Raw genomic sequence first — 20,006 nt, forward strand, 5'->3', positions numbered from 1 at the left:
GGCTCATGCCGCCTCCCCGGGCCTGCCGACGAGGAGCAGGTAGCCGTCCTCCACGGTCGGGTCGGCCGGGACGGCCCCCGCCGGGGCGTCGCCGATCGTCCGGTATCGCCCGTCGGCCGTACGCCAGAAGAGCGAGCCGGGCCCCGGGCGGTGGTCGCCGAGGCTCACCCGGCCGGTGGCGACGGCGGCGAGCCCGGCGGGGGTGCCGTCGAACAGGGCTCGCCCGCCCTCCATCACGACCACCCGCTCGCACAGCGCCGCGACGTCCTCCGTCTGGTCGTGGAGCAGCCGCAGCGCCTCGACGTGCTCCGCCGCGACCGCCGCGATCAGGTCGCGGTCGTCGCTGGACGGCCCCACGGGCGGCGGATGCGGGCGTCTCCGGAGGAGCCGCAGGGGATGGGACGCATGTCTCGTCTATCGCACCGCATGCTCGGAACGGTTCGCAGGACCTAGGACCATCGCCCGATGTGGAAGCGCGGCTCGGAGATCTATAACGGGCGTATGTACGCCGTCAGATTGCATGCCTTCGGTCCCGCAGAGAACCTCGTCTACGAGGAGGTCGAGGATCCCGAGCCCGGGCCCGGCCAGGTCCGCGTCGCCGTACGGGCGGCGGGGGTGCACCTCGTCGACACCACGTTGCGGGCCGGGAAGTACGCCGGCGGCCCGATTCCCGTGCCCGATCTGCCCACGATCCCCGGCCGGGAGGTCGCCGGAGTCGTCGACGCCGTCGGCCCCGGGGCCGACCCGGGCCTGGCCGGCAGGCGGGTGGTGACCCATCTCGGCATGGCCCCCGGCGGCTACGCCGAGCTGGCCGTACGGGACGCCTCGGCGATCCACGAGATCCCGGACGGCCTGGGGTATGGCGAGGCGGTGGCGATGATCGGCACCGGCCGGACCACGATGGGCATCCTCGACGTCGCGGAGATCCGCGCGGACGACGTCGCCCTGGTGACGGCGGCGGCCGGCGGCGTGGGCAACCTGCTCGTGCAGGCGGCGGTGCGGGCCGGCGCCACGGTTGTCGGGCTCGCCGGCGGCGAGGAGAAGACCCGCCGGGTGCTGGCGCTGGGCGCACACCACGCCGTGGACTACACCTCGGCGAGCTGGCCCGACGAGGTGAGGGCGGTCCTCGGCGACCGGGAGGTCACGCTGGCGCTCGACGGCGTCGGCGGGGACCTCGGGCGGAAGACCCTGGAGCTGCTCGGCGTCGGCGGCAGGATCGTGCTGTTCGGCTGGGCGGACGCGCAGGGCGGCCCGACGGCGCTGACCACGGAGGACCTGTACGCGCGCGGCATCACCGCTGCGGTGGCGGTCGGCCCGCGGGTGCTGAAGCGGCCGGGCGGCCTGCGGGGCCTGGAGGAGCGGGCCCTGGCGGCCGCGGGGTCGGGCGCGCTGGTCCCGCTGGTGCAGAGCTTCCCGCTCAAGGACGCCGCCGCCGCGCACGCCGCGCTGGAGACCCGCGCGACCACGGGCAAGGTCGTGCTCGTCCCCTGAGCCACGGCCCTAAGCCACCAGGACGGGGTGGGGGAGCACCGAGGTGTGGCAGTAGCCGAGGTCGTTCCAGGGGGTGGCCTCGGGCTGGGAGCGGCCGCGCTCGTCGGTGGCCCGCACCCGCACGACGTGCGCGCCTGGGGTGGGATCCCAGGGGAACCGCCAGCGGGTCCAGACGCCCGCGAGGTCCGGCCCGTCGAGGGCGGCCGGCCGCCAGGGGCCGTCGTCGATCCGGTAGTCGACGGCGGCCACGCGGTCCTCCCCGGCGTACGCCCGGCCGCGGATGGTCTGCGGGCCGGGGTGCAGCCGCGCGGGCCAGGGGAGCTCGACCAGGCTCGCGACCGGCGTGGAGGTGATCGGCACGGCGGGCCGGCCGGGGGCGACGATCACGTAGTCCTCGGTGTTCCACGGCACGTGGAGCGGCCGGTCGGACACCTCGATCCGGCCCACCCATTTGATGCTCGCCGCGCCGAGCCAGCCGGAGACCACCACGCGGGCGGGGAAGCCGTGGTCGGGCGGCAGGATCTCGCCGTTCATGGCGAGCGCGAGCAGGGTGTCGGGGGCCAGGGCCTTGGCGAGGGGCATCGGGCGGCGCCCGCGCGCCTCGTCGAGGCCCTCCGGCATCACCTCGACGGCGGCGTCCGTGAGGCCTGCCGGTTCGAGCAGGTAGCGCAGCGGGATTCCGGTCCACTCGGCGGTGCCGACGGCGCCCCGGCCCCACTGCACACCGCCGAAGCGGTGTCCGCGCTCGGCGCCGAAGAGGGCGCGCCGGTTGCCCGCGCACTCCAGCGTGCGGACGACGGACACGAGCGGGAACCGGCGCCACAGGTCGTCGTAGGTGTAGCAGACGGTCCGGCGCACGCCGCCGCCCTCGACGCGCAGCGTCCAGGTTCTCGCGTCGAGGCGGGGGGTGGGGGCGTGGTTGCGGACGAAGAAGCGGTCGAGGGGAGTGAGCAGGCCCGGCAGGCGGTCGGGCCGGGTGCCGTAGTCGAGGCCGGTGCCCGCGTCCTCCATGAGGGCGGCGACGGCCGGCTTCACCACCGCCGTGCGGGTGTCGCGTGTCGTACGCATCGGCCCTTCCTTCCGGGCCGACGCGGTGACGAGCCGGTCAGCCCAGGTCGTGGCTCGCCCGCCGGGCCTGACGCTGGGCCCAGGACGCGAGACGCGACCAGCGCCGGGCCGCGACCAGGCGGCTGGCGACGCGCGCGTTGTCGGCCTCGCGGTGCAACTCGGTCATGCGCTCGGTGGCCAGGGAGTAGTCGTAGAACATCATTACCGTCCAGGTCGCCGTCGTAACTGTCTTAATTTTCTTAGGCAGTTACAAAGGTAGAGCAAAGACGGTAACTGGTCAAGGCAACTTGGACAGTTACAGAGTCGCCGCCCGCTGTGTGTCGTACGCCCGGATCACAGTGTCGAGCAGGCCGGGGAAGAGGGCGTCGAGATCCTCGCGGCGCAGGGAGCTCATCTTCGCGGTCCCCCGGTAGACCTGCCTGATCACGCCCGCCTCGCGGAGCACGCGGAAGTGGTGGGTGCTCGTCGACTTGCTGACCGCGAGGTCGATCGCCGAGCAGGACGACTCGCCGCTGCCGGCGAGATAGCACACCACCTGGAGGCGTACGGGATCGGACAGCGCGTGCAGCACGTCCTCGAGCCGGATCTCGGACCGGTCCGGATGGTCGAGCGTCCGAGGGGTCATCGGGCCTCCCTTGTACGAAGGTCTTCGTAGTTTGACAGATGGCGTACTACGAGAGCTATCGTACAAGGGTCCCCGACGACGAGAGGAGCGCGGCGTGAGCGCGTTGTTCGAGCCCCTGACCCTGCGGAACCTGACCATCCCCAACCGCGTCTGGATGTCGCCGATGTGCCAGTACTGCGCGGCCGTCGAGGGCCCGGAGCAGGGGGTCCCGACCGACTGGCATCTGACCCACCTCGGGTCCCGGGCGGTCGGCGGGGCCGGCCTGATCATGGTCGAGGCCACCGCCGTGTCCCCCGAGGGCCGGATCAGCCCCGCCGACCTCGGGCTGTGGAACGAGCGCCAGCAAGCACAGTTCGGCCGCCTCGCCCGGTTCCTCGCCGACCAGGGCGCGATGCCCGGCGTCCAGCTCGCGCACGCCGGGCGTAAGGCGTCCACCGACCGCCCGTGGCGGGGCGGCGCGCCGGTCGGCCCGGAGGACCACGGCTGGCAGCCGGTCGCGCCCAGCCCGATCCCGTTCGACGAGGGCCACCCGGTGCCGGACGAGCTGAGCGAGGCGGACATCAGGCGGCTGGTGGACGCCTTCGCGGCGGCCGCGCGCCGCGCGCTCGCCGCGGGCTTCAGGGTTGTGGAGATCCACGGCGCCCATGGCTACCTGATCCACGAGTTCCTCTCGCCGTTCAGCAACCGGCGCACCGACGCGTACGGCGGCCCGTTCGAGAACCGCGCGCGCTTCGCCCTGGAGGTGGTCGACGCGGTGCGCGCCGAGTGGCCGGACGAGCTGCCGGTGTTCTTCCGCGTCTCGGCCACCGACTGGCTCAGTGAGAACCCCGAGGACCCCCGCGACGGCTGGACGGCGGACGACACCGTGCGGCTGGCCAAGGAGCTGCTCGCGCGCGGAGTGGACCTGCTCGACGTGTCGACGGGCGGCAACGCGCCGAAGGCCCGGATCCCCGTGGAGCCGGGATACCAGGTGCCGTTCGCGGCCCGGGTGAAGGCGGAGACCGACCTGCCCACGTCGGCCGTGGGCCTCATCACCGAGCCGCGGCAGGCCGAGGAGATCGTCGCCTCGGGGCGGGCCGACGCGGTGATGCTCGGCCGTGAGCTGCTGCGCAACCCCTACTGGCCGAACAACGCGGCACGGGAGCTCGGTGTGGGCGGACGCTGGCCCGACCAGTACCACCGCGCGGTCTGAACGCCCGGACGTGGGTAGGGGTGGCCGTATGGCAGAGATCGGTTTCACCCTGATGTGCGAGCAGACGCCCGCGAAGGAGCTGGTGGAGGACGCGGTCACCGCCGAGCGCGTGGGCTTCGACTACGCGGTCATCTCCGACCACTACTTCCCGTGGCTGGAGGAGATGGGCCACTCCCCGTACGCCTGGTCGGTGCTGGGCGCCGTGGCGCAGGCAACCGAGCGGCTGCCGCTGATGACCTACGTGACGTGCCCGATCATGCGCTACCACCCCGCGGTGGTGGCGCAGAAGGCGGCCACGATGGGGGTGCTCAGCGACGGGCGGTTCACCCTCGGCGTGGGCGCGGGCGAGAACCTGAACGAGCACGTGGTCGGCCACGGCTGGCCGCCGGTCAACACCCGGCACGAGATGTTCCGCGAGGCCATCGAGGTCGTCAAGGAGCTCTTCCAGGGCGGCTACCGCAACTACCGTGGCGAGTACTTCGACATCGACTCGGCCCGGCTGTTCGACCTGCCCGAGCGGCCGGTGCCCATCGCGGTCGCCGCGTCCGGCGACCAGTCGGTGGACATCGCCGCCGAGCTCGGCGACGGCCTCGTGGCGACCGACCCGGACGGGTCGCTGGTGGAGAAGTTCGCCGCGTCCGGCGGCGAGGGCAAGCCCGTCTACGGCCAGCTCGCCGTCTGCTACGACCCCGACAAGGACGCCGCGATCGAGCGGGCGCACCGCCTGTGGCGCTGGTCGGTGACCGGCTGGAAGGTCATGTCGGAGCTGCCCGCGCCGGTCAACTTCGCCGCCGCGACCGAGACCGTACGGCCGGAGGACGTGGCGGAGAAGGTGCCCTGCGGGGCGGACGCCGGCGCCGTGGTCGAGGCCGTGCGGCAGTACACCGAGGCCGGATTCACCCATCTCGCGCTCGTGCAGGTTGGGCGGGAGCGCCAGCGGGAGTTCTTCGAGTGGTCGGAGAAGGAGCTCCTCCCCGCGCTCCGCGCCCTCTAGAGCCGCTCCACCGGCACGGCGGGCACCGCTCCGAGGCACGCGGCGCCGGGGAGCCGCCCGGTGCGGATGAAGCCGGCCTGAAGGGCGATCACGCAGGAGGCCGCGCTCCCGCCGCTCTCCGGGACGTGCCCGCTGTTGGGCACCGTGACGACCTCGGCGGTGGGATATCGCCGCGCCGCCGACCGGCCCTCCTCGACCGGGGTGTTGAGGTCGAACTCGCCGGAGACGACCAGCACGGGGACATCGGGGAGCCGCCGGGCGGACGGAGTCCGCGCGTCGCCCGGCCAGTCCGCGCAGACGTCGCCCCGGTCCGGAACGGCGCTCGCCCACGCCTGCGGGCTGAAGGGCCGGAAGTCGGCCGGGTCGAGTCCCGCCAGCAGGGACTTGTACCGCGCGGCCCTTTCCCGGATCGGCGTGCCCGCCTTCCACGGCGTGGGGTAGTCGTGACAGACGACGGAGGCGAACAGGGCGACACTGAACTCCTCACCGTCCCGCACCCCCTCCTCGCGTGTCCGGGCGGCCAGCGCCGCGAGCGGCCCGGTCTCGCCCGCGGCGGCCCGGTGCAGCATCGCGGGCAGCCGCCCGAACAGCTCGGGGTCGTCCGAAGCGACCGTGTAGACCAGCCGGGCGAGGGCCGCCTCGTCGAGCGTGCCGCCGCCGTCCAGGGCGACCGGACGAGACCGCAGCCGCGCGGCGACCGTCGCGAGATCGGCCAGCACGGCACGCCCCTCGCACGCGCCGCGCGAGCGGTCGCACAGCGCCCCCACCGCGCGGCGCAGCGCCTGCACGCCCGGCCTGCCCCAGGGATCCGGCCGGAGCGGGTACGCCCCGGACAACACGATCGAGCGGACGTGCTCGGGATGCCGCTGCGCGTAGACCGTCATGAGATAGGTGCCGTACGACTGGCCCAGCAGGTCGAGCCGGTCGATGCCCAGGTGGGCGCGGACGGCGTCGATGTCGTCGGCGGCGGCCTCGGTGGTGTGGTGACGGCTCCGGTCGCCGAGCTCCCGGCCGCAGGCGCCGATCGCCCTCACGATCTCGGCCTTGGGGCTCGCCGTGGTCGTGCCGGACACCGCGCGGCAGCGCAGCGGCCCGGACACGCCGGTGCCGCGCGGGTCGACGAGCAGCAGGTCGTGGGTGCGGAGCAGGTCCCGGTATCCGGTGGCGTACATGGTGAGCGCCGCGGTCACCGAGGCGCCGGGGCCGCCGGGATCGGGCACGATCGTCCCCTGCGCCGGCCGGGAGTCGTCGAGGTGCCGCACCAGCGTGTATCCGATCCCGACCGTGCCCGCCGACGGGTCGCTGCGGTCCAGCGGCACCCGTACGGCGCCGCAGGTCGCGCCGGGACCGCAGTCGGAGGCCGGATGCGGGCGGGGCGGGGAGGCGCAGCCCTGCAGGGCGGCGAGGAGGGCGGCCGCGGTGAGCAGGGCGGCCATCGCTTTGGTCACGTTTCCCGATCATCCCGGTTCCGGCGGCCCCGGGGATCGTCCACGCGGCGGGACCGCCGCTACGCCGTCCGTATGGCCGCCCACGCGGCGTACGCCGGAAGTCGCACACACCGAATCAGACGCCGTCCGTCCCGGGATGATCCGCACCGGCCTCGGCGATCGGGGCGGCCTGCTCGGGCTGCTGCTCAAGTCGGCCACCGCTCCGGACGCGACGTGCGGGCGGAGGCGTGGTTCAGATCGGGTCCCGGGAAACGGACTCGTAGATCTCCGTCACGGCCGCGGCGAACGCGGCGTCGATGGGCAGAGCGAGGCCGTCCACCCTGTCGACGGGCGCCACCCCGTGGGAGTTGGTCACCAGCACCGTCCGGAAGGATGGCAGGTCGGCCAGCCGCACCGGCGCCCGATGGGAGGGGAACCCCGCGGCGGGCAGCAGGGGCTCCAGCAGCCGCATCGTGATGCCATGCAGGCAGGGCGCGTCCGGCCAGATCACCCGAGACCCGTCGAAGAAGGCGACGTTGGCGATGCCGGACTCGGAGATCGCGCCCCCGGGGCCCGTGAGCAGCGCGTCGTCGAACCCCTCGCGCGCGGCCAGCTCGCGGTGGTGGATCTGCCCGAAGGCTCCGACGTGCTTGATGTGCGCGACCGGCCGCTGGTAGTGCGCGGACTTCAGGCGGACCGGTCCCTCGGGCGCGGGGACCGGCGGCCGTACGACCACCATGACGGACGGGGCGGCGCCGGCGTCGGGACGATGGACGACGACCCGGACCGACGCGTCGGGGGTGTCGTCGCCCAGCGCGTGCCGGATGCGGCGACGGACCAGGTCGCCGTCGAGGCCCGTGCCGAACAGCTCTCGAGTGGCGGCGTCGAGCCGGTCCAGATGGAGGGCGAGACCGCGGGTGGCGAAGCCTCTCACCTGCATGGCGGTGAAGTGCCCGTAGTTGACGAGGGCGGGGTGGCTCAACTGCTCGACCGTGGGAGGGCGGCCGTCGATCTCGATGCGGGGAACGGGGGAGGGCGTCACGGTCACACGGTAGCGATGCGTGAGAAGATCTCGGTCGGGATCGGGGTTGGGAGGAACGGATGCCCGAGCGCACGCAGACGGTGACGGTCACGGACGGCGGGTTCGACCTGCGCCTGTGGATTCCGCAGCGGGGGACCGGCCCCGGGCTGCTGCTGATCCCGGAGATCTGGGGCGTGAGCGACTACATCAGGGCGGTCGCCGCCGACCTCGCCGGGCTCGGCTATGTCGTGGGCGTGCCGGACCTTTTCTGGCGGCTTCGGCCCGGCTGGGCGGCCGCGCACGACGAGGAGGGGCTGCGCGCCTCGCTGGAGCTGTCGGCCAACCTCGACTCCGAGAAGGCCGCGGACGACTGCGCCGCCGCGGTCGCCGCGCTCGCCGCGCGGCCCGAGGTGACGGGCGGGGTCGGCGCGCTCGGCTTCTGCCTCGGCGGCTCGCTGGCCTACGCGGTGGCGGCCCGCGGCGACGGGAGCGGCCTGTCGGCCGTGGTGTCCTTCTACGGTTCGGCCGTGCCGGACGCGCCGCAGCTGTTGGATGGCATCCGCTGTCCGATCCAGTTCCACTTCGGCGGACGGGACCCCTACATCCCCCGCGACCGGGTGGCCGTCGTGGAGGAGGCGGCGGCCGGGCGGCCGAACGCGGAGGTCCACGTGCAGGAGGAGGCCGGCCACGCCTTCCACAACTACTACGCGCCGATGTTCCACAGCCCGGAGGCGGGGCGTACGGCGTGGGCGCTGGCCATGGACTTCCTGCGCCGTCACCTCCCGGCGGCCTGAGTCTCCCGGCTCCAGGGGAGCGCGGGCAGGCCGCACCGCACGCGCAGGACCATCCAGAAGGCGGGGGCGAGCAGCAGCACGGCGAGCAGCGTCCAGATGGTGCCGGTGTTGGGGACACCGAACATCTTCAGCGCCGAGGCGAGCAGCACGAACGCCAGGGCCCGGCGGATCAGTCCGCCCGGGGCGCGCGAGGAGATCCGCGAGCCGAGGTAGACGCCCGGGATGGAGCCCACCAGCAGTGCGAGGGTGACCGACAGCGTGAACTCGCCGAACAGCAGGTGACCGAACGCGGCCGACATGACGAGCGGCACGGCCTGGACCAGGTCGGTCCCGACGAGCTGGTTGGCCTTCAACGCGGGATAGAGCGCGAGCAGAGCCACGATGATCAGTGAGCCGGATCCGACCGAGGTGATGCCGACCACCAGTCCGCCGACGGCCCCCACCAGTGCGGTCGGCAGCGGCCGTACGGTGACGGAGGGCATCTCGGTGGCGGCCGGTTCGCCGGGGGCGGCGGTACGGCGGCCGGTCTCGGGGGTGCGGCCCTCGGCGCGGTCGCGCATCGCGAGATAGCCGCGCACGGCCAGGCCCGCCGCCGCGATCAGCAGCGCGACGCCGAGGCCCTTCTGGATCACCTGTTGCACGCCCTCGCCCGTGCCCAGCGCGCGGGCGATGAGCACGCCGCAGAACGCCGCGGGGACCGAGCCCGCGCACAGCCAGGCGACGAGCCTCAGGTTGACCGTGCCACGGCGCAGGTGCACGAGGCTGCCCACCGGCTTCATCACGGCGGCGGCGACGAGGTCGCTGGAGACGGCGGCGAGGGGCGGCACGCCGAAGAACGTCACGAGCATGGGCGTCATCAGAGCGCCGCCGCCCATTCCGGTCAGGCCGACGACGACCGCGACCAGAAACGAGCCGATCGCCATGGTGTAGTCGAAATCCACCCCTTAACCCTACCTAACCCATCGGAATTATGGATACCCCCTTTTTTTGGGGATGGCCGGTGTGATCCTTTCCGGCTTAACCGGTTCGCTCGATCCCGGGCAGGATGTGCCGTCCTATGCTGATCTCCCTTCCTTTCTGGGCTTTCGTCCCCCGTCGGGAGACGCCGGAGGGCGGGGAAGGGTCCCGCCGGTGATCGCCCGTTGACGTGGTGGTCGCCCGCGGAATACCGTGGCCGGACCTTATCCGGTTAAGTGACGAGTTATACGAACAGAAGGCGGGTGCCGGGGTGGTCGAGAGGCCGGGGATGCGGCGATGACCGTCCTCGCGGTGGACATCGGCGGCACGAAGTTCGCCGCCGCGGCCGTCGCGCCCGACGGCGAGATGCTGGCCCGCGCGGAGGTGCCGCTGCACGGCGCCGACTCGGCCGGCCGGGCGCTGTCGGAGGTCGTCGGACAGATCACCGAGCGCGTCGCGCCCGCACGCCTGGTCGGGGTCGGGATCGGCTCCGCGGGGCCGCTCGACCCGCGCAGGGGCACCGTCAGCCCGGTGAACATCCCCTCCTGGCGCGACTTCCCGCTGGTGGACGCGCTCGGCGAAGTGCTGCCCGGCCGGCCCGTACGGCTCGCGGGCGACGCACAGTGCATGGCGCTCGGGGAGTGGTGGCGCGGCCTGAGCGAGGACCCGGCGGCGCGGAGCCGGGCCATGCTCGGCATGGTGGTCTCCACCGGCGTCGGCGGCGGCTTCGTGTTCGACGGCGTGCCGTACGTCGGCCCGACCGGCAACGCCGGGCACATCGGGCACATCACGGTCGACCCGGGCGGCGAGCCGTGCCCCTGCGGCGGCGCCGGCTGCGTCGAGACCATCGCGAGCGGGCCCGGCATGGTCCGGTGGGCCGCCGCGAACGGCTGGACCGGCGCGGACGCGCGGGCACTGGCCGCCGACGCCCGGGCCGGGCACCCCACCGCCACACTCGCCTTCCGGCGCGCGGCCGGCGCGCTGGCCACCGCCGTGCTCACGGCGTCCGCCCTGCTCGACCTCGACCACGTCGTCATCGGAGGCGGCGTGGCCGCGGCGGGGCCGATCCTGTTCGACCCGCTGAGGCGGGCGATCGAGAGGAACGCCGGGCTCGGCTTCCTGCGGCGCCTGCGGGTGGACCCGACCTCCCTGGGGCGCGACGCCGGGCTGTTCGGCGCCGCCGCCCTCGTCCTGTCACAGGACGACGTGCGCGCCGAGTGATCGCCTGAGTCATGGACCGGGTCGTCGACACGATCGTCGTCCTGCCGAATCGACGTGATCAGTGCGATGTTTCCATCACCGGGGCAAAGGTACTGTGGAGGAACGAATCGATCGGGGGACGCGGCCATGGCGGGAACGCGCGGGTGAAAGGCGCCACCGGGTCCGCGGACCCGCGGCACAGGGCGGCGCGGCCGTCCCCCGACCTCATGGCGGCGCTGCTCGAACGTGCCGGCGAGGGCGTCGTGCTGTGCGACGCGGACGGACTCGTGACCATGGCCAACCCGGCGGCGGTCCGCCTCGTGCCGCAGATCGAGGTGGGCCTGCCCGCGCCCGCGCCGCTCTGTTCCGTCCCGTCCGCCGCACCCGGATCTGCCTCGACGGCCGAAGGCCGGAGCGTGACACACGACGGCCGGGTGATCCGGATTCGTGTGGAGGAGATGGGGGAGGGCCGGGCCGCCTGGTACCTGAGCGAGGAAACGCCCCGGCGAACGCAGAAGACACAGCGCACCGAGACACAGCGCACCGAGACACAGCGCATTGAGACACTGCGCACCAAGAAGACACAGCGCACCGAGTTCCTGCTTGAGGCGGCCCACCGCCTGTCCGCCTCGCTCAACCCGCACCGGTGCGCGCGTGCGGCGACGGAGCTGGGCGTCGCCTTCCTGTCCGACGCGGCGATGGTGCTGCTGCCACCCGCCTCCCGCCGCCGGATGGAGTGGGTGCGCGCCGTTTCCGGCCGAGGCGGCCCGGACGAGGGCGTCCTGCCGGTCGCCGCGGCGGCGGAGGTGCCCGGTTTGACCGACGCGCTCACGGGACTCCACAACGGCGCCGGGGGACGGCAGGACCCGGGCGGCACGCCGGACTGGCTGGTGCCGGAGGGGTTCGGCCCGGTCGGCCACCTGGTGGTGCTCCCGCTGCCAGGCAACGGCGTGCCCGCCGGGGCGATCGTGCTCGCCCGCCGGGCCGGGCGGCCGCCGTTCGACGACGACGACCAGGTGATAGCCCGCGACCTCGCGACCCGGGCCGGCGCCGCGATCTCGGCGGCCTCCCTGTTCCGGGAGCAGAGCACGATCAACGCCATCCTGATCGGCGACCTGCTGCCGCCCGAGTTGCCGGAGATCGAGGGCATGCGGCTGGCCGGTCGGCTACGGGCCTCGCAGCAGGCGGGCGCCATCGGCGGGGACTTCTACGACGTCTACCTGCCGGAGGCGGCGCCCGAGACCGGGATCGTGGAACGGCCGCCACTGATCATTTTGGGCGACGTCTGCGGCAAGGGCGCCCGCGCCGCGGTCCTGGCCGGTCAGGTCCGGCACAGCCTGCGTACGCTGCTGCTGCTGGAAAGCCGTCCCGACCGGCTGCTCGAACTGCTCAACCGGTCGCTGCTCGCGTCCCCGTCTCCCAACTCCTACGTCACGCTGGTCCTCGCGGCGCTGCGGACCGCTCCCGGGGGCCACGTGCTGCTGGACCTGGCCGTGGCCGGGCATCCGCCGCCACTGGTCCTGCGCCGGGACGGCACGGTGGAGGAGGTCGACGTCCGCGGTTCCATTCTCGGCGCGCTGAAGAGGATCAGCCTGTGGCCCGCCACGCTCGATCTGGCGCCCGGCGAGGTGTGCCTGCTCTACAGCGACGGCATCACCGAGGCGTTCGGCGGCCCGCGCGGCCGGGAGATGTTCGGCGAGGAGCGGTTGAAGGAGGCGCTCGCGAGCTGCGCCGGCATGCCGGCCGACGCCCTGGTGGAGCGGCTGGAACAGCTCAGCAGCGAGTGGCTGTGCGGCGGCCTGGGCGACGGCCTGGGCGGCGGTCTCGGCGGCGGGCAGCGGGACGACCGCGCCCTGCTCGCCGTACGGGCGGGGACGGGCCGGATGGAAACCGGCCCGACGCAGACTGGCCGGACGGAGACGTCCCCGTGACGCGGGACCTGGAGGACGCCACCGGGCGCTATCTGGAGCTGATCGGCCGGGGCGACGAGTACGGCGCGGTCGACCTGGTCGTGGGGCTGGTCGACGAGGGCGTCCCCGCAGAGGACGTGCTGCTGAAGGTGATCGCTCCGGGCCAGCGCCGGGTGGGCGAGCTGTGGGCGTCCAACGAGTGGTCGGTGGCGCGCGAGCACGCCGCGACCGCGGTCAGCGAGCGGGCGGTGGCCGCCGTCGGCGGGCGGGTCCGGCCCACGCGCGCCCACGGCCGGGTGGCCGTGGCCTGCGCCGACGGCGAGTATCACGCGCTGCCCACCCGGATCATGGCGGAGGTACTGCGGCTGCGGGGGTGGCACGTCGACTTCCTGGGCGCCAGCGTGCCCGGCCCGCACCTGATCACGCACCTGCACCAGACCGGTCCCGACGTGGTCGCGCTCGGCTGCACGCTGGCGACCCGGCTGCCCCGCGCGCACGCCACGATCGCCGCCTGCCAGGCCGTGGGGATCCCTGTGCTGGCCGGTGGGGCCGGGTTCGGCGCCGACGGCCGCTACGCCCGCCTGCTCGGCGCGGACGCCTGGGCGCCCGCCGCCGACGTGGCGGCCGATCGGCTCGTCGCAGGGCTGCCGTTCTTCCCCGCCGCCCACGAGGGCGGCCCGGACGGCGGCGCGGGCGACGGTGCGGGCGACGGCGGAACCCGAGTCGGCGGCGAGGAGTACGCGTACCTGACCCGGCACCGCGCCGACCTGCTGTCCCGTGTCGTTCTGTCCCGTGTCATGGACACGCTCAGGGAGGCGCACGCCCCTATGGGCGGTTACAGCGAGCGGCAACTGGAGCACGCCTCGGAAGACCTCGAGCACATCGCCGATTTCCTGATCGCCGCGATGTACGTCGGCGACGCCTCGCTGTTCACCGACTTCGTCACCTGGACCTGCCGGGTGCTGGTGGCCCGGAATGTGCCGGCGGAGTCCGTCGTGCTCGGGCTGCGTGTCTTCCGTGATGTACTTACGGACTGCCCTCGCGCCCGCGAACTGCTGGCCGAGGGCGTCGCCGCGGCACGGGCGTGCTGTCAGCCGATCAACGGAACCCAGCCGATCACCCGGACCGCCGATCTACAAACAGAGACGAGCGTCTGATGCAGGACACACCTACGTTCCACGTCGAGTCGCTCGATCCCGAGCCGGGTGCCGTTCGTCTGGTGATGATCGGCGAGCTCGACTTCGACACCGCGGGTGAGGCGTCCGCCGCGGTGGACAAGGCGCTCGCCGAAGAAGCCCGCCTGCTCGAGCTCGACCTGTCCGGGCTGGGATTCATCGACTCCTCGGGCATGGCTGTCCTGATGAACGCCTACGTGGGGGCGGGGGAGCGCGGGACCGCCTTCCGGATCGTCGCCCTCACGCCCTACCTGCGCCACCTGTTCGAGGTCGTCGCGCTCGACGATGTGCTCCTCGATCTGCCCGGTGCCCATTCACCCGGTTAACGGGCCGGACGGGGGATGACCGGGCAGGTGGGACGCCTCCGCCGGTTCGAGCTGGATGGACTCGAGGACGAGGCTGTCGCCGCCCTCCAGGTCGATGTCGATGCCCCCGCACAACCCGCAGATCGCGAGCGGGTCGGCGCACTGCGCGGAGTGCCCGCAGCCCCGGCAGACGAGCCGGACGGGCTCGATGACCAGGTCGAGCGCCGCGCCCTCGGCGACCGTACCCGTGGAGGCCAGGCAGAAGGCCTGGTCCAGGGCCTGCGGGGTGATGCGCAGCAGGGCGCCCGCCCGAACCCGGGCCCGGCGCACCCGCCTGCCGTCGGCCCGGCGCTCGACGGCGTCGACCACGGCCTCGGCGATCCCGAACTCGTGCATCGGCGTCACGTCCTTCTGACCCGCAGGTGACGCCGGGCGGTCTCCGCGGGCTGCTCTGTCATCGTCAGCGCGGGCAGTGCGACGGCCGGGTGGTCGTACAGGATGATCGGTGAGGACAGCACGACGTCGCGGCGGCCGGGCTCGCCCACCAGCACCGGCCAGGTGTTCTCGTTGTGGCATCGCCGCGCCGCCGTCTCGGCCCACAGCGGCGGGTCGAGCAGCGAGACGAAGGCCCCTCCGCTCACCCCGATCAGCAGGTGCGCGGCGACCAGCGAGCGGCGCAGGGCCTCCTCCCGCGGCGCGTCCGCCCCCTCCCAGGCTGCCGTGTTCTCCACCTCGACCCGCAGCCGGACCAGCCCGTACGGCCCGGGCAGCCGTTCGGCGGAGATGCGCATCTCCGCGTCGAGCGGCTGATGCTCGCAGACGATCCGGCCCGTCCGCTCGTCGCCGGGGCCGGCGATGGGCTCGATGATCCGGTCGCAGGGCACGTGGACATCGACGACGCGCTGCCCGCCCATCACCTGCGCGAGGGACAGCACGGCCCGCGCCTCCCGTTCCGTGGCCTCCTCGGAGCTGCGGTAGTCGTGCCCGCCGATGGTCAGCTTCGGCACGGGCCAGTAGCCGTCGTCCTCGACACGCTCGACCGTCCTGCCCCTGACGTGCAGGAACCGCAGCCGCAGGTCGAGCGTGACGTCCCCGCCCTCCTTGAGGCCCTCCTCGACGCACTCCTCCAGCAGGCACTCGGTCACGCTGGCCGACGGTTCGCCGGGACAGCTCGGCGGCACGAGCACGCCGAACTGCCAGCGCGAGCGGTTCTCGCCCGCCGTCGCGCGATAGGGGTGGAGCGGGTAGCCCTCGTACAGCACGGCGTCCGCGACGCGGCGGGCCGCCTCCAACGGCGCGGTCACCGTGCCGCCGCCCTCGCGCACACCGAGCGGTCGAGGTGGAGATCACCGTCCAAGTCCAGCCCCTTTCCTCTGGTTAACGACCGTACGCCGAGCCGTGACGGGAGGAATCAACAGATGTCGGTGATTGCGTAAAGACCGCTACAGACGGCGACACGCCGATGGCCCCGGCCGAGCCGGGGCCATCGATTGCCGCGAGGGTCTATCCGACGCTCTTGCGGCGGAAGAGCGCCACAGCGGCGATGACGCCGAGGGCGGCGAGTCCCACCTGGATGATCAGTTCCAGCCAGTCGATGCCACGGGTAGTGGCGACCCCGAGGGCCCCGGCGATCGCCGTGCCGATGAGGGCGGCGATGATGCCGATGACCGCGGTCAGCCAGATCGGAATGGCCTGTCGTCCGGGAACGACCAGACGGCCGAGAGCGCCGATGATGAGTCCGATGATGATGGCGGAGATGATGCCGCTGACTGCCATGCTGCCACGCTCCTTGTGTCCGGCTGCCTGCCTTCTGCCCGGACGAAACAGGGCAAAACATGACAAAAGTGATAAGTCAGGCGCTGGCTGCGATGCGGTTCTCCCAAGCCCAGGCGGCGACCTCGACCCGGTTGCGCAGGCCGAGCTTGGCCTGTACGGCCGCCACGTGGCTCTTGACCGTGCTCAGCGAGATGAACAGCTCGGCGGCGATCTCCTGGTTGGTGCGACCCCTGGCCACGGCACGGACGACTTCCAGTTCGCGGTTCGAGAGGGGATGGCTCGCCCTGCCGGAGGCGGGCAGATGAGCCGTCAGGTGGCGGAGCAGCCGCAGGGTGACCGACGGGGAGACCAGGGCGTCCCCGTGGTCCGCCGCCCGCACGGCCTCCACCAGCAGGGCGGGGCCGCAGTCCTTCAGGACGAAGCCCACCGCGCCCGCCCGCAGCGCGCCGTACACGTATTCGTCCAGGTCGAAGGTGGTGACCACGACCACCCGGAGCGGGTCGGCGACCGCAGGGCCGGCCAGGGCGCGGGTGACCTCGATGCCGTCGAGCCGGGGCATGCGCACGTCCACCAGGCACACGTCCGGCCGCAGGCGGCGGGCCAGCTCGACGGCCTCGGCGCCGTCCGACGCCTCGGCGACCACCTGGATGTCGGGCTGGTCCTCCAGGATCAGCCGCAGGCCGCCGCGGACCATCGCCTGGTCGTCGGCCACCAGGACGCTGATCGTCATCGGCGGTCACGCCCGGAGAGAGGCCCGGAAAGAGGCCCGGAAAGAGGCCCGGAAAGGGGCAGGGTGGCGAGGACCGACCAGCCGCCTCCGGGGCGCGGCCCGGCACGCAGCGTGCCGCCGAGGGCCTGGACCCGCTCGCGCATCCCGAGCAGGCCGTACCCGCCGCGGGGGACGTGCCGGGCCGGGCCGGCCGGCGAGTCGTCGGCGACCTCGACGGTGACGGCATCCCGGTCCCGCTCGACGCTGACCGTGACGGCGCGGGCGCGCGGGGCGTGACGCGTGATGTTGGTCAGCGACTCCTGCACCACCCGATAGACCGTCGAGGTCACCTCGGGCGGCCACACCGCCGTCTCCTCCTCGTCCGGCAGCCGCAGGCGCACCTGCCGGCCCTCGCGCTCCTGCCGCCCCTCAGGCCCCTCGCGCCCTTCGGCCTCGAACCGGCCGACCAGGTCGCGGAGCGGGCCGGGCTCCGTGGTGGCGGGGCCGCCCGCGTCGTCTCCGTCGCGCAGCAGGCCGACGACGCGGCGCATCGCGGCCATCGCGTCGGAGCCGGCGGCCTCGATCGCGGCCAGGGCGTCGCCCGCCTTCTCGGGGCTCCTGCGTGCCACGAGCCGGGCGGCCTGGGCCTGCACCACGATGCCGGTGACGTGGTGGGCGACGACGTCGTGCAGCTCCCTGGCCAGGGTCAGCCGTTCGGCGCGGCGCACCCTCTCGGCGACGGCCCGCCTGCGGGCGTCGAGCAGTCGCGGGCACAGCCCGGCCACGACGGCGGTCAGCCACGCCAGCATGTTCATCACGGTCACGGCCGGCACGCCCGCGGCGAGGCTGTGCGCGGTGAACAGACTGCCGGCGGCGACGGCGAACCCGCCGGCCGCCACGGCGCAGGCCGGCCGCAGCGGCAGCGATCGGACCGCCGAGCCGACCAGCACGGCAAGGCCGAGCGCCGCCCCGGGGCCGGGTTCGCCCGGCAACCCGGCGAATCCGGCGGCCAGGACGGCGGTCCCCGCCACGGCCAGGCCCGCGGTGGCCGCCCGCGCCAGGTCGAGCCGGCGGGCCAGCGCGATCGCGCACACCACCGCACCCGCGGCGCAGCCGAACCGCCAGTAGCCGCCGCCCCAGCTGTCGGCGAGCCGGGAGGCCCAGAAGGCCAGCACCACCGCGAACACGACACCCAGCCCGATGTCGGCCGCCCATCTCCGCACTCGCACGATGCCGAGGCTATGAGATCGGCCGTTCACGCAGAACCGGCCGAAAGTATGGTCGTGGCGGCCCGATCCCCCCTTCCGGCCGATGCCGGGGCCGGGCGGCCCCGCACAGCATTGGGCCTCATGAAACGTGAACGGATCACCGCGCTCGACGTGATCCGCGGGGTCGCGCTGTGCGGGATCCTGCTGGCCAACGTCAAACCGATCGCCCATGTCGGCGACCTCACGGCGCCGGGCCGGCCCGTGACCCCGGACGACGCCTGGACGGGGCTGCTCGTCGAGCAGCGCTTCTTCCCGATCTTCTCCCTGCTGTTCGGGGCCGGGTTCTCGCTGCTGGTGGAATCGGCCGCGGCCCGGGCCGCCCGGCCGCGGCTGATCCTGGCGCGCCGGCTGCTCGTGCTGCTCGCGGCCGGGCTGGCGCACTTCTTCCTGCTGTGGCCCGGCGACATCCTCAGCACGTACGCCGTCGTGGGCCTGCTGGTGCTGCTGCCCTCGACCTGGCTGCCACGCCTGGCCGTCGCCGTGCTCGCCCCCGCGTTCGTCACGGCGTCGCTGATCCTCGGCGGCGAAAGGTTCCTGCTGGTCGCCGGGCTGTTCCTGCTGGGTTCCGCGCTGACCCGGTATGGCGTGACCGCCCGGATCGAGAGGTCCGTCCGCGCCCCGGCCGTCCTCTGCCTGACCTTCGCCGCGCTCGCCGCACCCGTCCTGTGGTGGCAGGCCGGGCTGGACGCCGACGACCCCGGCTTCGGCCGCGCGCTGGCGCTGGGCGGGCTGCTGGTCGCCGGGGCATACGTCTGCGCCCTGCCGGTGCTTCTCCGGACACCGTTGCGGCCGGTGCTCGCGGCCCTGTTCGCGCCGCTGGGGCGGATGGCGCTGACCAACTACCTGACCGCGACGGTCCTCGTCCTGCTGGTCGCCCGCGCATCCGGCGGCTCGGCGGAGACCTGGTCCTCGGCGCGAGTGGCCCTGACCTCGGCCGCCATCCTCGCCGTCCAGTGGCTGTGGTCCGCGCTCTGGCTGCGGCGGCACCGGTACGGCCCTCTGGAGTGGCTGTGGCGGTGGGCCACCTGGGCCCGGCGCCCTCAGAACCGACCTCAGGCCTGACGCGGCGGCGCGGTGCTCTCCCGTACGACGAGGGTGGTCGCGAGCTCGACCCGGTGCTGTTCGAGCCGCTCGCCGTCCGCGAGAGCCAGGACCATCCGCGCGGCGGCGGCGCCCATCTGCACGAGCGGCTGCCGTACGGTCGTCATGGGCGGCCCGGCCCACCGGGTGAACGACAGATCGTCGAACCCGACGACGCTCAGGTCCTCGGGGATGCGCACCCCGGCCCGCCTGGCGGCCTCGTACACGCCGAGCGCCTGCAGGTCGTTGGCGGTGAAGACGGCGGTCGGGGGATCGGGCAGGCGCAGCAGTTCGGTCCCGTCGCGCAGGCCGCCCTCCACGTACAGGGTGCTGACGCGCACGAGCTCGGGGTCCACGGGCACGCCCGCCGCGTCCATCGCCGCGCGGTAGCCGTCGAGCCGCGCCCGGCAGCACGGCCACTGCGTCGGCCCGCTCAGCATCGCGATGCGGCGATGACCGAGATCGAGCAGGTGGCGGGTCGCGGCCATCCCGCCGCTCCAGTTGGTGGCGCCGACCGAGGGGGTCTCGTGCAGCGGCTCGCCGGTCGGGTCGAGCACGACCAGGGGGATCGAGCGGGTGGCGAGCTGCGACTGCTGCTGCACGGTGAGTTCGGAGAAGACCGCCACGACACCGGTGGGACGGCGGGCGAGCACCTGCTCGGTCCAGGCCCTGCCCGGCGTGAGACGGCCCTGCATCTCGGTCAGCACCACGGCCAGCCCGCTCTCCCGCGCGACCTGCTCGACGCCCTGGATGATCTCCAGGGCCCACAGGCTCTCCAGGGCGTGGAAGACGAGCTCGATGATCGCCGCGGGCTCGCTGTCGCGCCGCCGGTATCCGTGCTCCCGCAGCACCGCCTCCACCCGCTGCCGGGTGGCCAGGGCGACTCCCGCATGCCCGTTGAGCACCCGCGACACGGTCGGCGCGGACACTCCCGCCAGGTGGGCGATCTCGGCCACGGTCAGCCTCTGACGCGGAAGCTCCCCGTCGAGGGCCGGGTCGGTCGAGGTCACGGCG

At 73.7% G+C, this 20,006-nt stretch carries 22 protein-coding genes; 9 read left to right on the plus strand and 13 right to left on the minus strand.

What is annotated here, in order from left to right; translation table 11 throughout:
* Window positions 1-3: 3 nt before the first annotated feature.
* Window positions 4-357, minus strand: coding sequence for a hypothetical protein (locus ACQPZZ_RS04760; protein ID WP_432929306.1), 354 nt, complete (start codon window positions 355-357; stop codon window positions 4-6).
* A gap of 144 nt (window positions 358-501) precedes the next feature.
* Here ACQPZZ_RS04760 and ACQPZZ_RS04765 point away from each other — a divergent pair, with 144 nt between their 5' ends.
* On the plus strand, window positions 502-1,491 hold the full coding sequence (locus ACQPZZ_RS04765) for a zinc-binding dehydrogenase (RefSeq protein ID WP_432929308.1): 990 nt from the start codon (window positions 502-504) through the stop codon (window positions 1,489-1,491).
* A 9-nt stretch (window positions 1,492-1,500) separates the two neighbouring features.
* Here ACQPZZ_RS04765 and ACQPZZ_RS04770 read toward each other — a convergent pair whose 3' ends face one another.
* The 3 genes from ACQPZZ_RS04770 to ACQPZZ_RS04780 form a co-directional block, all read right to left on the minus strand.
* Entirely contained in the window at window positions 1,501-2,559 is a 1,059-nt protein-coding gene (locus tag ACQPZZ_RS04770) for a sulfite oxidase (RefSeq protein ID WP_432929310.1), read from the minus strand.
* Between the two features lie 37 nt (window positions 2,560-2,596).
* Entirely contained in the window at window positions 2,597-2,761 is a 165-nt protein-coding gene (locus ACQPZZ_RS04775; protein WP_363462590.1) for a hypothetical protein, read from the minus strand.
* A gap of 93 nt (window positions 2,762-2,854) precedes the next feature.
* Window positions 2,855-3,184: an ArsR/SmtB family transcription factor gene (locus ACQPZZ_RS04780; RefSeq protein ID WP_432929313.1), complete on the minus strand. Its 330-nt coding sequence runs from the start codon at window positions 3,182-3,184 to the stop codon at window positions 2,855-2,857.
* A gap of 94 nt (window positions 3,185-3,278) precedes the next feature.
* On the opposite strand from ACQPZZ_RS04780, the gene ACQPZZ_RS04785 reads away from it, so the two are divergent.
* Both ACQPZZ_RS04785 and ACQPZZ_RS04790 read left to right on the plus strand, forming a co-directional pair.
* Window positions 3,279-4,376, plus strand: a complete 1,098-nt coding sequence (locus tag ACQPZZ_RS04785; RefSeq protein ID WP_432929315.1) for an NADH:flavin oxidoreductase/NADH oxidase — start codon at window positions 3,279-3,281, stop codon at window positions 4,374-4,376.
* 28 nt (window positions 4,377-4,404) lie between these two features.
* Entirely contained in the window at window positions 4,405-5,370 is a 966-nt protein-coding gene (locus tag ACQPZZ_RS04790) for an LLM class F420-dependent oxidoreductase (protein ID WP_432929318.1), read from the plus strand.
* On the opposite strand, the gene ACQPZZ_RS04795 is transcribed toward ACQPZZ_RS04790, so the two are convergent.
* Both ACQPZZ_RS04795 and ACQPZZ_RS04800 read right to left on the minus strand, forming a co-directional pair.
* The gene (locus tag ACQPZZ_RS04795; RefSeq protein WP_432929321.1) at window positions 5,367-6,818 is read right to left on the minus strand and encodes an alpha/beta fold hydrolase; all 1,452 of its coding nucleotides are present in this window, start codon (window positions 6,816-6,818) and stop codon (window positions 5,367-5,369) included. The two genes, ACQPZZ_RS04790 and ACQPZZ_RS04795, sit on opposite strands and share 4 nt — an antisense overlap.
* 232 nt (window positions 6,819-7,050) lie before the next feature.
* Entirely contained in the window at window positions 7,051-7,839 is a 789-nt protein-coding gene (locus tag ACQPZZ_RS04800; RefSeq protein ID WP_432929323.1) for an aminotransferase class IV, read from the minus strand.
* Window positions 7,840-7,898: 59 nt separating this feature from the next.
* Here ACQPZZ_RS04800 and ACQPZZ_RS04805 point away from each other — a divergent pair, with 59 nt between their 5' ends.
* Window positions 7,899-8,612: a dienelactone hydrolase family protein gene (locus ACQPZZ_RS04805; protein WP_432929325.1), complete on the plus strand. Its 714-nt coding sequence runs from the start codon at window positions 7,899-7,901 to the stop codon at window positions 8,610-8,612.
* Here the strand turns inward: ACQPZZ_RS04805 and ACQPZZ_RS04810 are convergent.
* Complete coding sequence (locus ACQPZZ_RS04810; RefSeq protein ID WP_432929327.1) at window positions 8,594-9,553, minus strand: sulfite exporter TauE/SafE family protein; 960 nt, start codon at window positions 9,551-9,553, stop codon at window positions 8,594-8,596. The genes ACQPZZ_RS04805 and ACQPZZ_RS04810 overlap by 19 nt on opposite strands.
* Window positions 9,554-9,866: 313 nt before the next feature.
* On the opposite strand from ACQPZZ_RS04810, the gene ACQPZZ_RS04815 reads away from it, so the two are divergent.
* The 4 genes from ACQPZZ_RS04815 (at window position 9,867) to ACQPZZ_RS04830 (ending at window position 14,180) form a co-directional block, all read left to right on the plus strand.
* Window positions 9,867-10,790, plus strand: coding sequence for an ROK family protein (locus ACQPZZ_RS04815; RefSeq protein ID WP_432929329.1), 924 nt, complete (start codon window positions 9,867-9,869; stop codon window positions 10,788-10,790).
* Between the two features lie 143 nt (window positions 10,791-10,933).
* Complete coding sequence (locus ACQPZZ_RS04820) at window positions 10,934-12,700, plus strand: SpoIIE family protein phosphatase (RefSeq protein ID WP_432929331.1); 1,767 nt, start codon at window positions 10,934-10,936, stop codon at window positions 12,698-12,700.
* The gene (locus ACQPZZ_RS04825) at window positions 12,697-13,836 is read left to right on the plus strand and encodes a cobalamin B12-binding domain-containing protein (protein WP_432929333.1); all 1,140 of its coding nucleotides are present in this window, start codon (window positions 12,697-12,699) and stop codon (window positions 13,834-13,836) included. Before ACQPZZ_RS04820 ends, ACQPZZ_RS04825 begins: the two co-directional genes overlap by 4 nt.
* Window positions 13,836-14,180: an STAS domain-containing protein gene (locus tag ACQPZZ_RS04830; protein WP_432929336.1), complete on the plus strand. Its 345-nt coding sequence runs from the start codon at window positions 13,836-13,838 to the stop codon at window positions 14,178-14,180. Before ACQPZZ_RS04825 ends, ACQPZZ_RS04830 begins: the two co-directional genes overlap by 1 nt.
* Here ACQPZZ_RS04830 and ACQPZZ_RS04835 read toward each other — a convergent pair.
* From ACQPZZ_RS04835 to ACQPZZ_RS04855, 5 genes are all read right to left on the minus strand, one after another.
* Window positions 14,169-14,555, minus strand: coding sequence for a hydrogenase maturation nickel metallochaperone HypA (locus tag ACQPZZ_RS04835; protein WP_432929338.1), 387 nt, complete (start codon window positions 14,553-14,555; stop codon window positions 14,169-14,171). The genes ACQPZZ_RS04830 and ACQPZZ_RS04835 overlap by 12 nt on opposite strands.
* Window positions 14,556-14,560: 5 nt before the next feature.
* Window positions 14,561-15,463, minus strand: a complete 903-nt coding sequence (locus tag ACQPZZ_RS04840) for a hypothetical protein (RefSeq protein ID WP_432929340.1) — start codon at window positions 15,461-15,463, stop codon at window positions 14,561-14,563.
* A gap of 199 nt (window positions 15,464-15,662) precedes the next feature.
* Window positions 15,663-15,935, minus strand: coding sequence for a GlsB/YeaQ/YmgE family stress response membrane protein (locus tag ACQPZZ_RS04845; RefSeq protein WP_432929342.1), 273 nt, complete (start codon window positions 15,933-15,935; stop codon window positions 15,663-15,665).
* A gap of 76 nt (window positions 15,936-16,011) precedes the next feature.
* Window positions 16,012-16,665 (minus strand): response regulator, encoded by a 654-nt coding sequence (locus ACQPZZ_RS04850; RefSeq protein WP_432929344.1) that lies wholly within the window; start codon window positions 16,663-16,665, stop codon window positions 16,012-16,014.
* The gene (locus ACQPZZ_RS04855; protein WP_432929346.1) at window positions 16,662-17,873 is read right to left on the minus strand and encodes a sensor histidine kinase; all 1,212 of its coding nucleotides are present in this window, start codon (window positions 17,871-17,873) and stop codon (window positions 16,662-16,664) included. The genes ACQPZZ_RS04850 and ACQPZZ_RS04855 overlap by 4 nt, the downstream gene beginning before the upstream one ends.
* A gap of 120 nt (window positions 17,874-17,993) precedes the next feature.
* Here ACQPZZ_RS04855 and ACQPZZ_RS04860 point away from each other — a divergent pair, with 120 nt between their 5' ends.
* A complete protein-coding gene (locus tag ACQPZZ_RS04860) occupies window positions 17,994-18,974 on the plus strand; it encodes a DUF418 domain-containing protein (protein WP_432929348.1) in 981 nt (326 codons plus the stop codon).
* Here the strand turns inward: ACQPZZ_RS04860 and ACQPZZ_RS04865 are convergent.
* Window positions 18,965-20,002, minus strand: a complete 1,038-nt coding sequence (locus tag ACQPZZ_RS04865) for a LacI family DNA-binding transcriptional regulator (protein ID WP_432929350.1) — start codon at window positions 20,000-20,002, stop codon at window positions 18,965-18,967. The genes ACQPZZ_RS04860 and ACQPZZ_RS04865 overlap by 10 nt on opposite strands.
* Window positions 20,003-20,006: the final 4 nt, after the last annotated feature.

Source organism: Microbispora sp. CA-135349, assembly GCF_050947365.1.
Classification (GTDB): Bacteria; Actinomycetota; Actinomycetes; order Streptosporangiales; family Streptosporangiaceae; genus Microbispora.

Coding starts and splice junctions, on each gene's coding strand:
- ACQPZZ_RS04765 (WP_432929308.1), top strand. CDS start 502: ATGTACGCCGTCAGATTGCATGCCTTCGGTCCCGCAGAGAACCTCGTC.
- ACQPZZ_RS04770 (WP_432929310.1), bottom strand. CDS start 2,559: ATGCGTACGACACGCGACACCCGCACGGCGGTGGTGAAGCCGGCCGTC.
- ACQPZZ_RS04775 (WP_363462590.1), bottom strand. CDS start 2,761: ATGATGTTCTACGACTACTCCCTGGCCACCGAGCGCATGACCGAGTTG.
- ACQPZZ_RS04780 (WP_432929313.1), bottom strand. CDS start 3,184: ATGACCCCTCGGACGCTCGACCATCCGGACCGGTCCGAGATCCGGCTC.
- ACQPZZ_RS04790 (WP_432929318.1), top strand. CDS start 4,405: ATGGCAGAGATCGGTTTCACCCTGATGTGCGAGCAGACGCCCGCGAAG.
- ACQPZZ_RS04805 (WP_432929325.1), top strand. CDS start 7,899: ATGCCCGAGCGCACGCAGACGGTGACGGTCACGGACGGCGGGTTCGAC.
- ACQPZZ_RS04815 (WP_432929329.1), top strand. CDS start 9,867: ATGACCGTCCTCGCGGTGGACATCGGCGGCACGAAGTTCGCCGCCGCG.
- ACQPZZ_RS04830 (WP_432929336.1), top strand. CDS start 13,836: ATGCAGGACACACCTACGTTCCACGTCGAGTCGCTCGATCCCGAGCCG.
- ACQPZZ_RS04835 (WP_432929338.1), bottom strand. CDS start 14,555: ATGCACGAGTTCGGGATCGCCGAGGCCGTGGTCGACGCCGTCGAGCGC.
- ACQPZZ_RS04845 (WP_432929342.1), bottom strand. CDS start 15,935: ATGGCAGTCAGCGGCATCATCTCCGCCATCATCATCGGACTCATCATC.
- ACQPZZ_RS04850 (WP_432929344.1), bottom strand. CDS start 16,665: ATGACGATCAGCGTCCTGGTGGCCGACGACCAGGCGATGGTCCGCGGC.
- ACQPZZ_RS04860 (WP_432929348.1), top strand. CDS start 17,994: ATGAAACGTGAACGGATCACCGCGCTCGACGTGATCCGCGGGGTCGCG.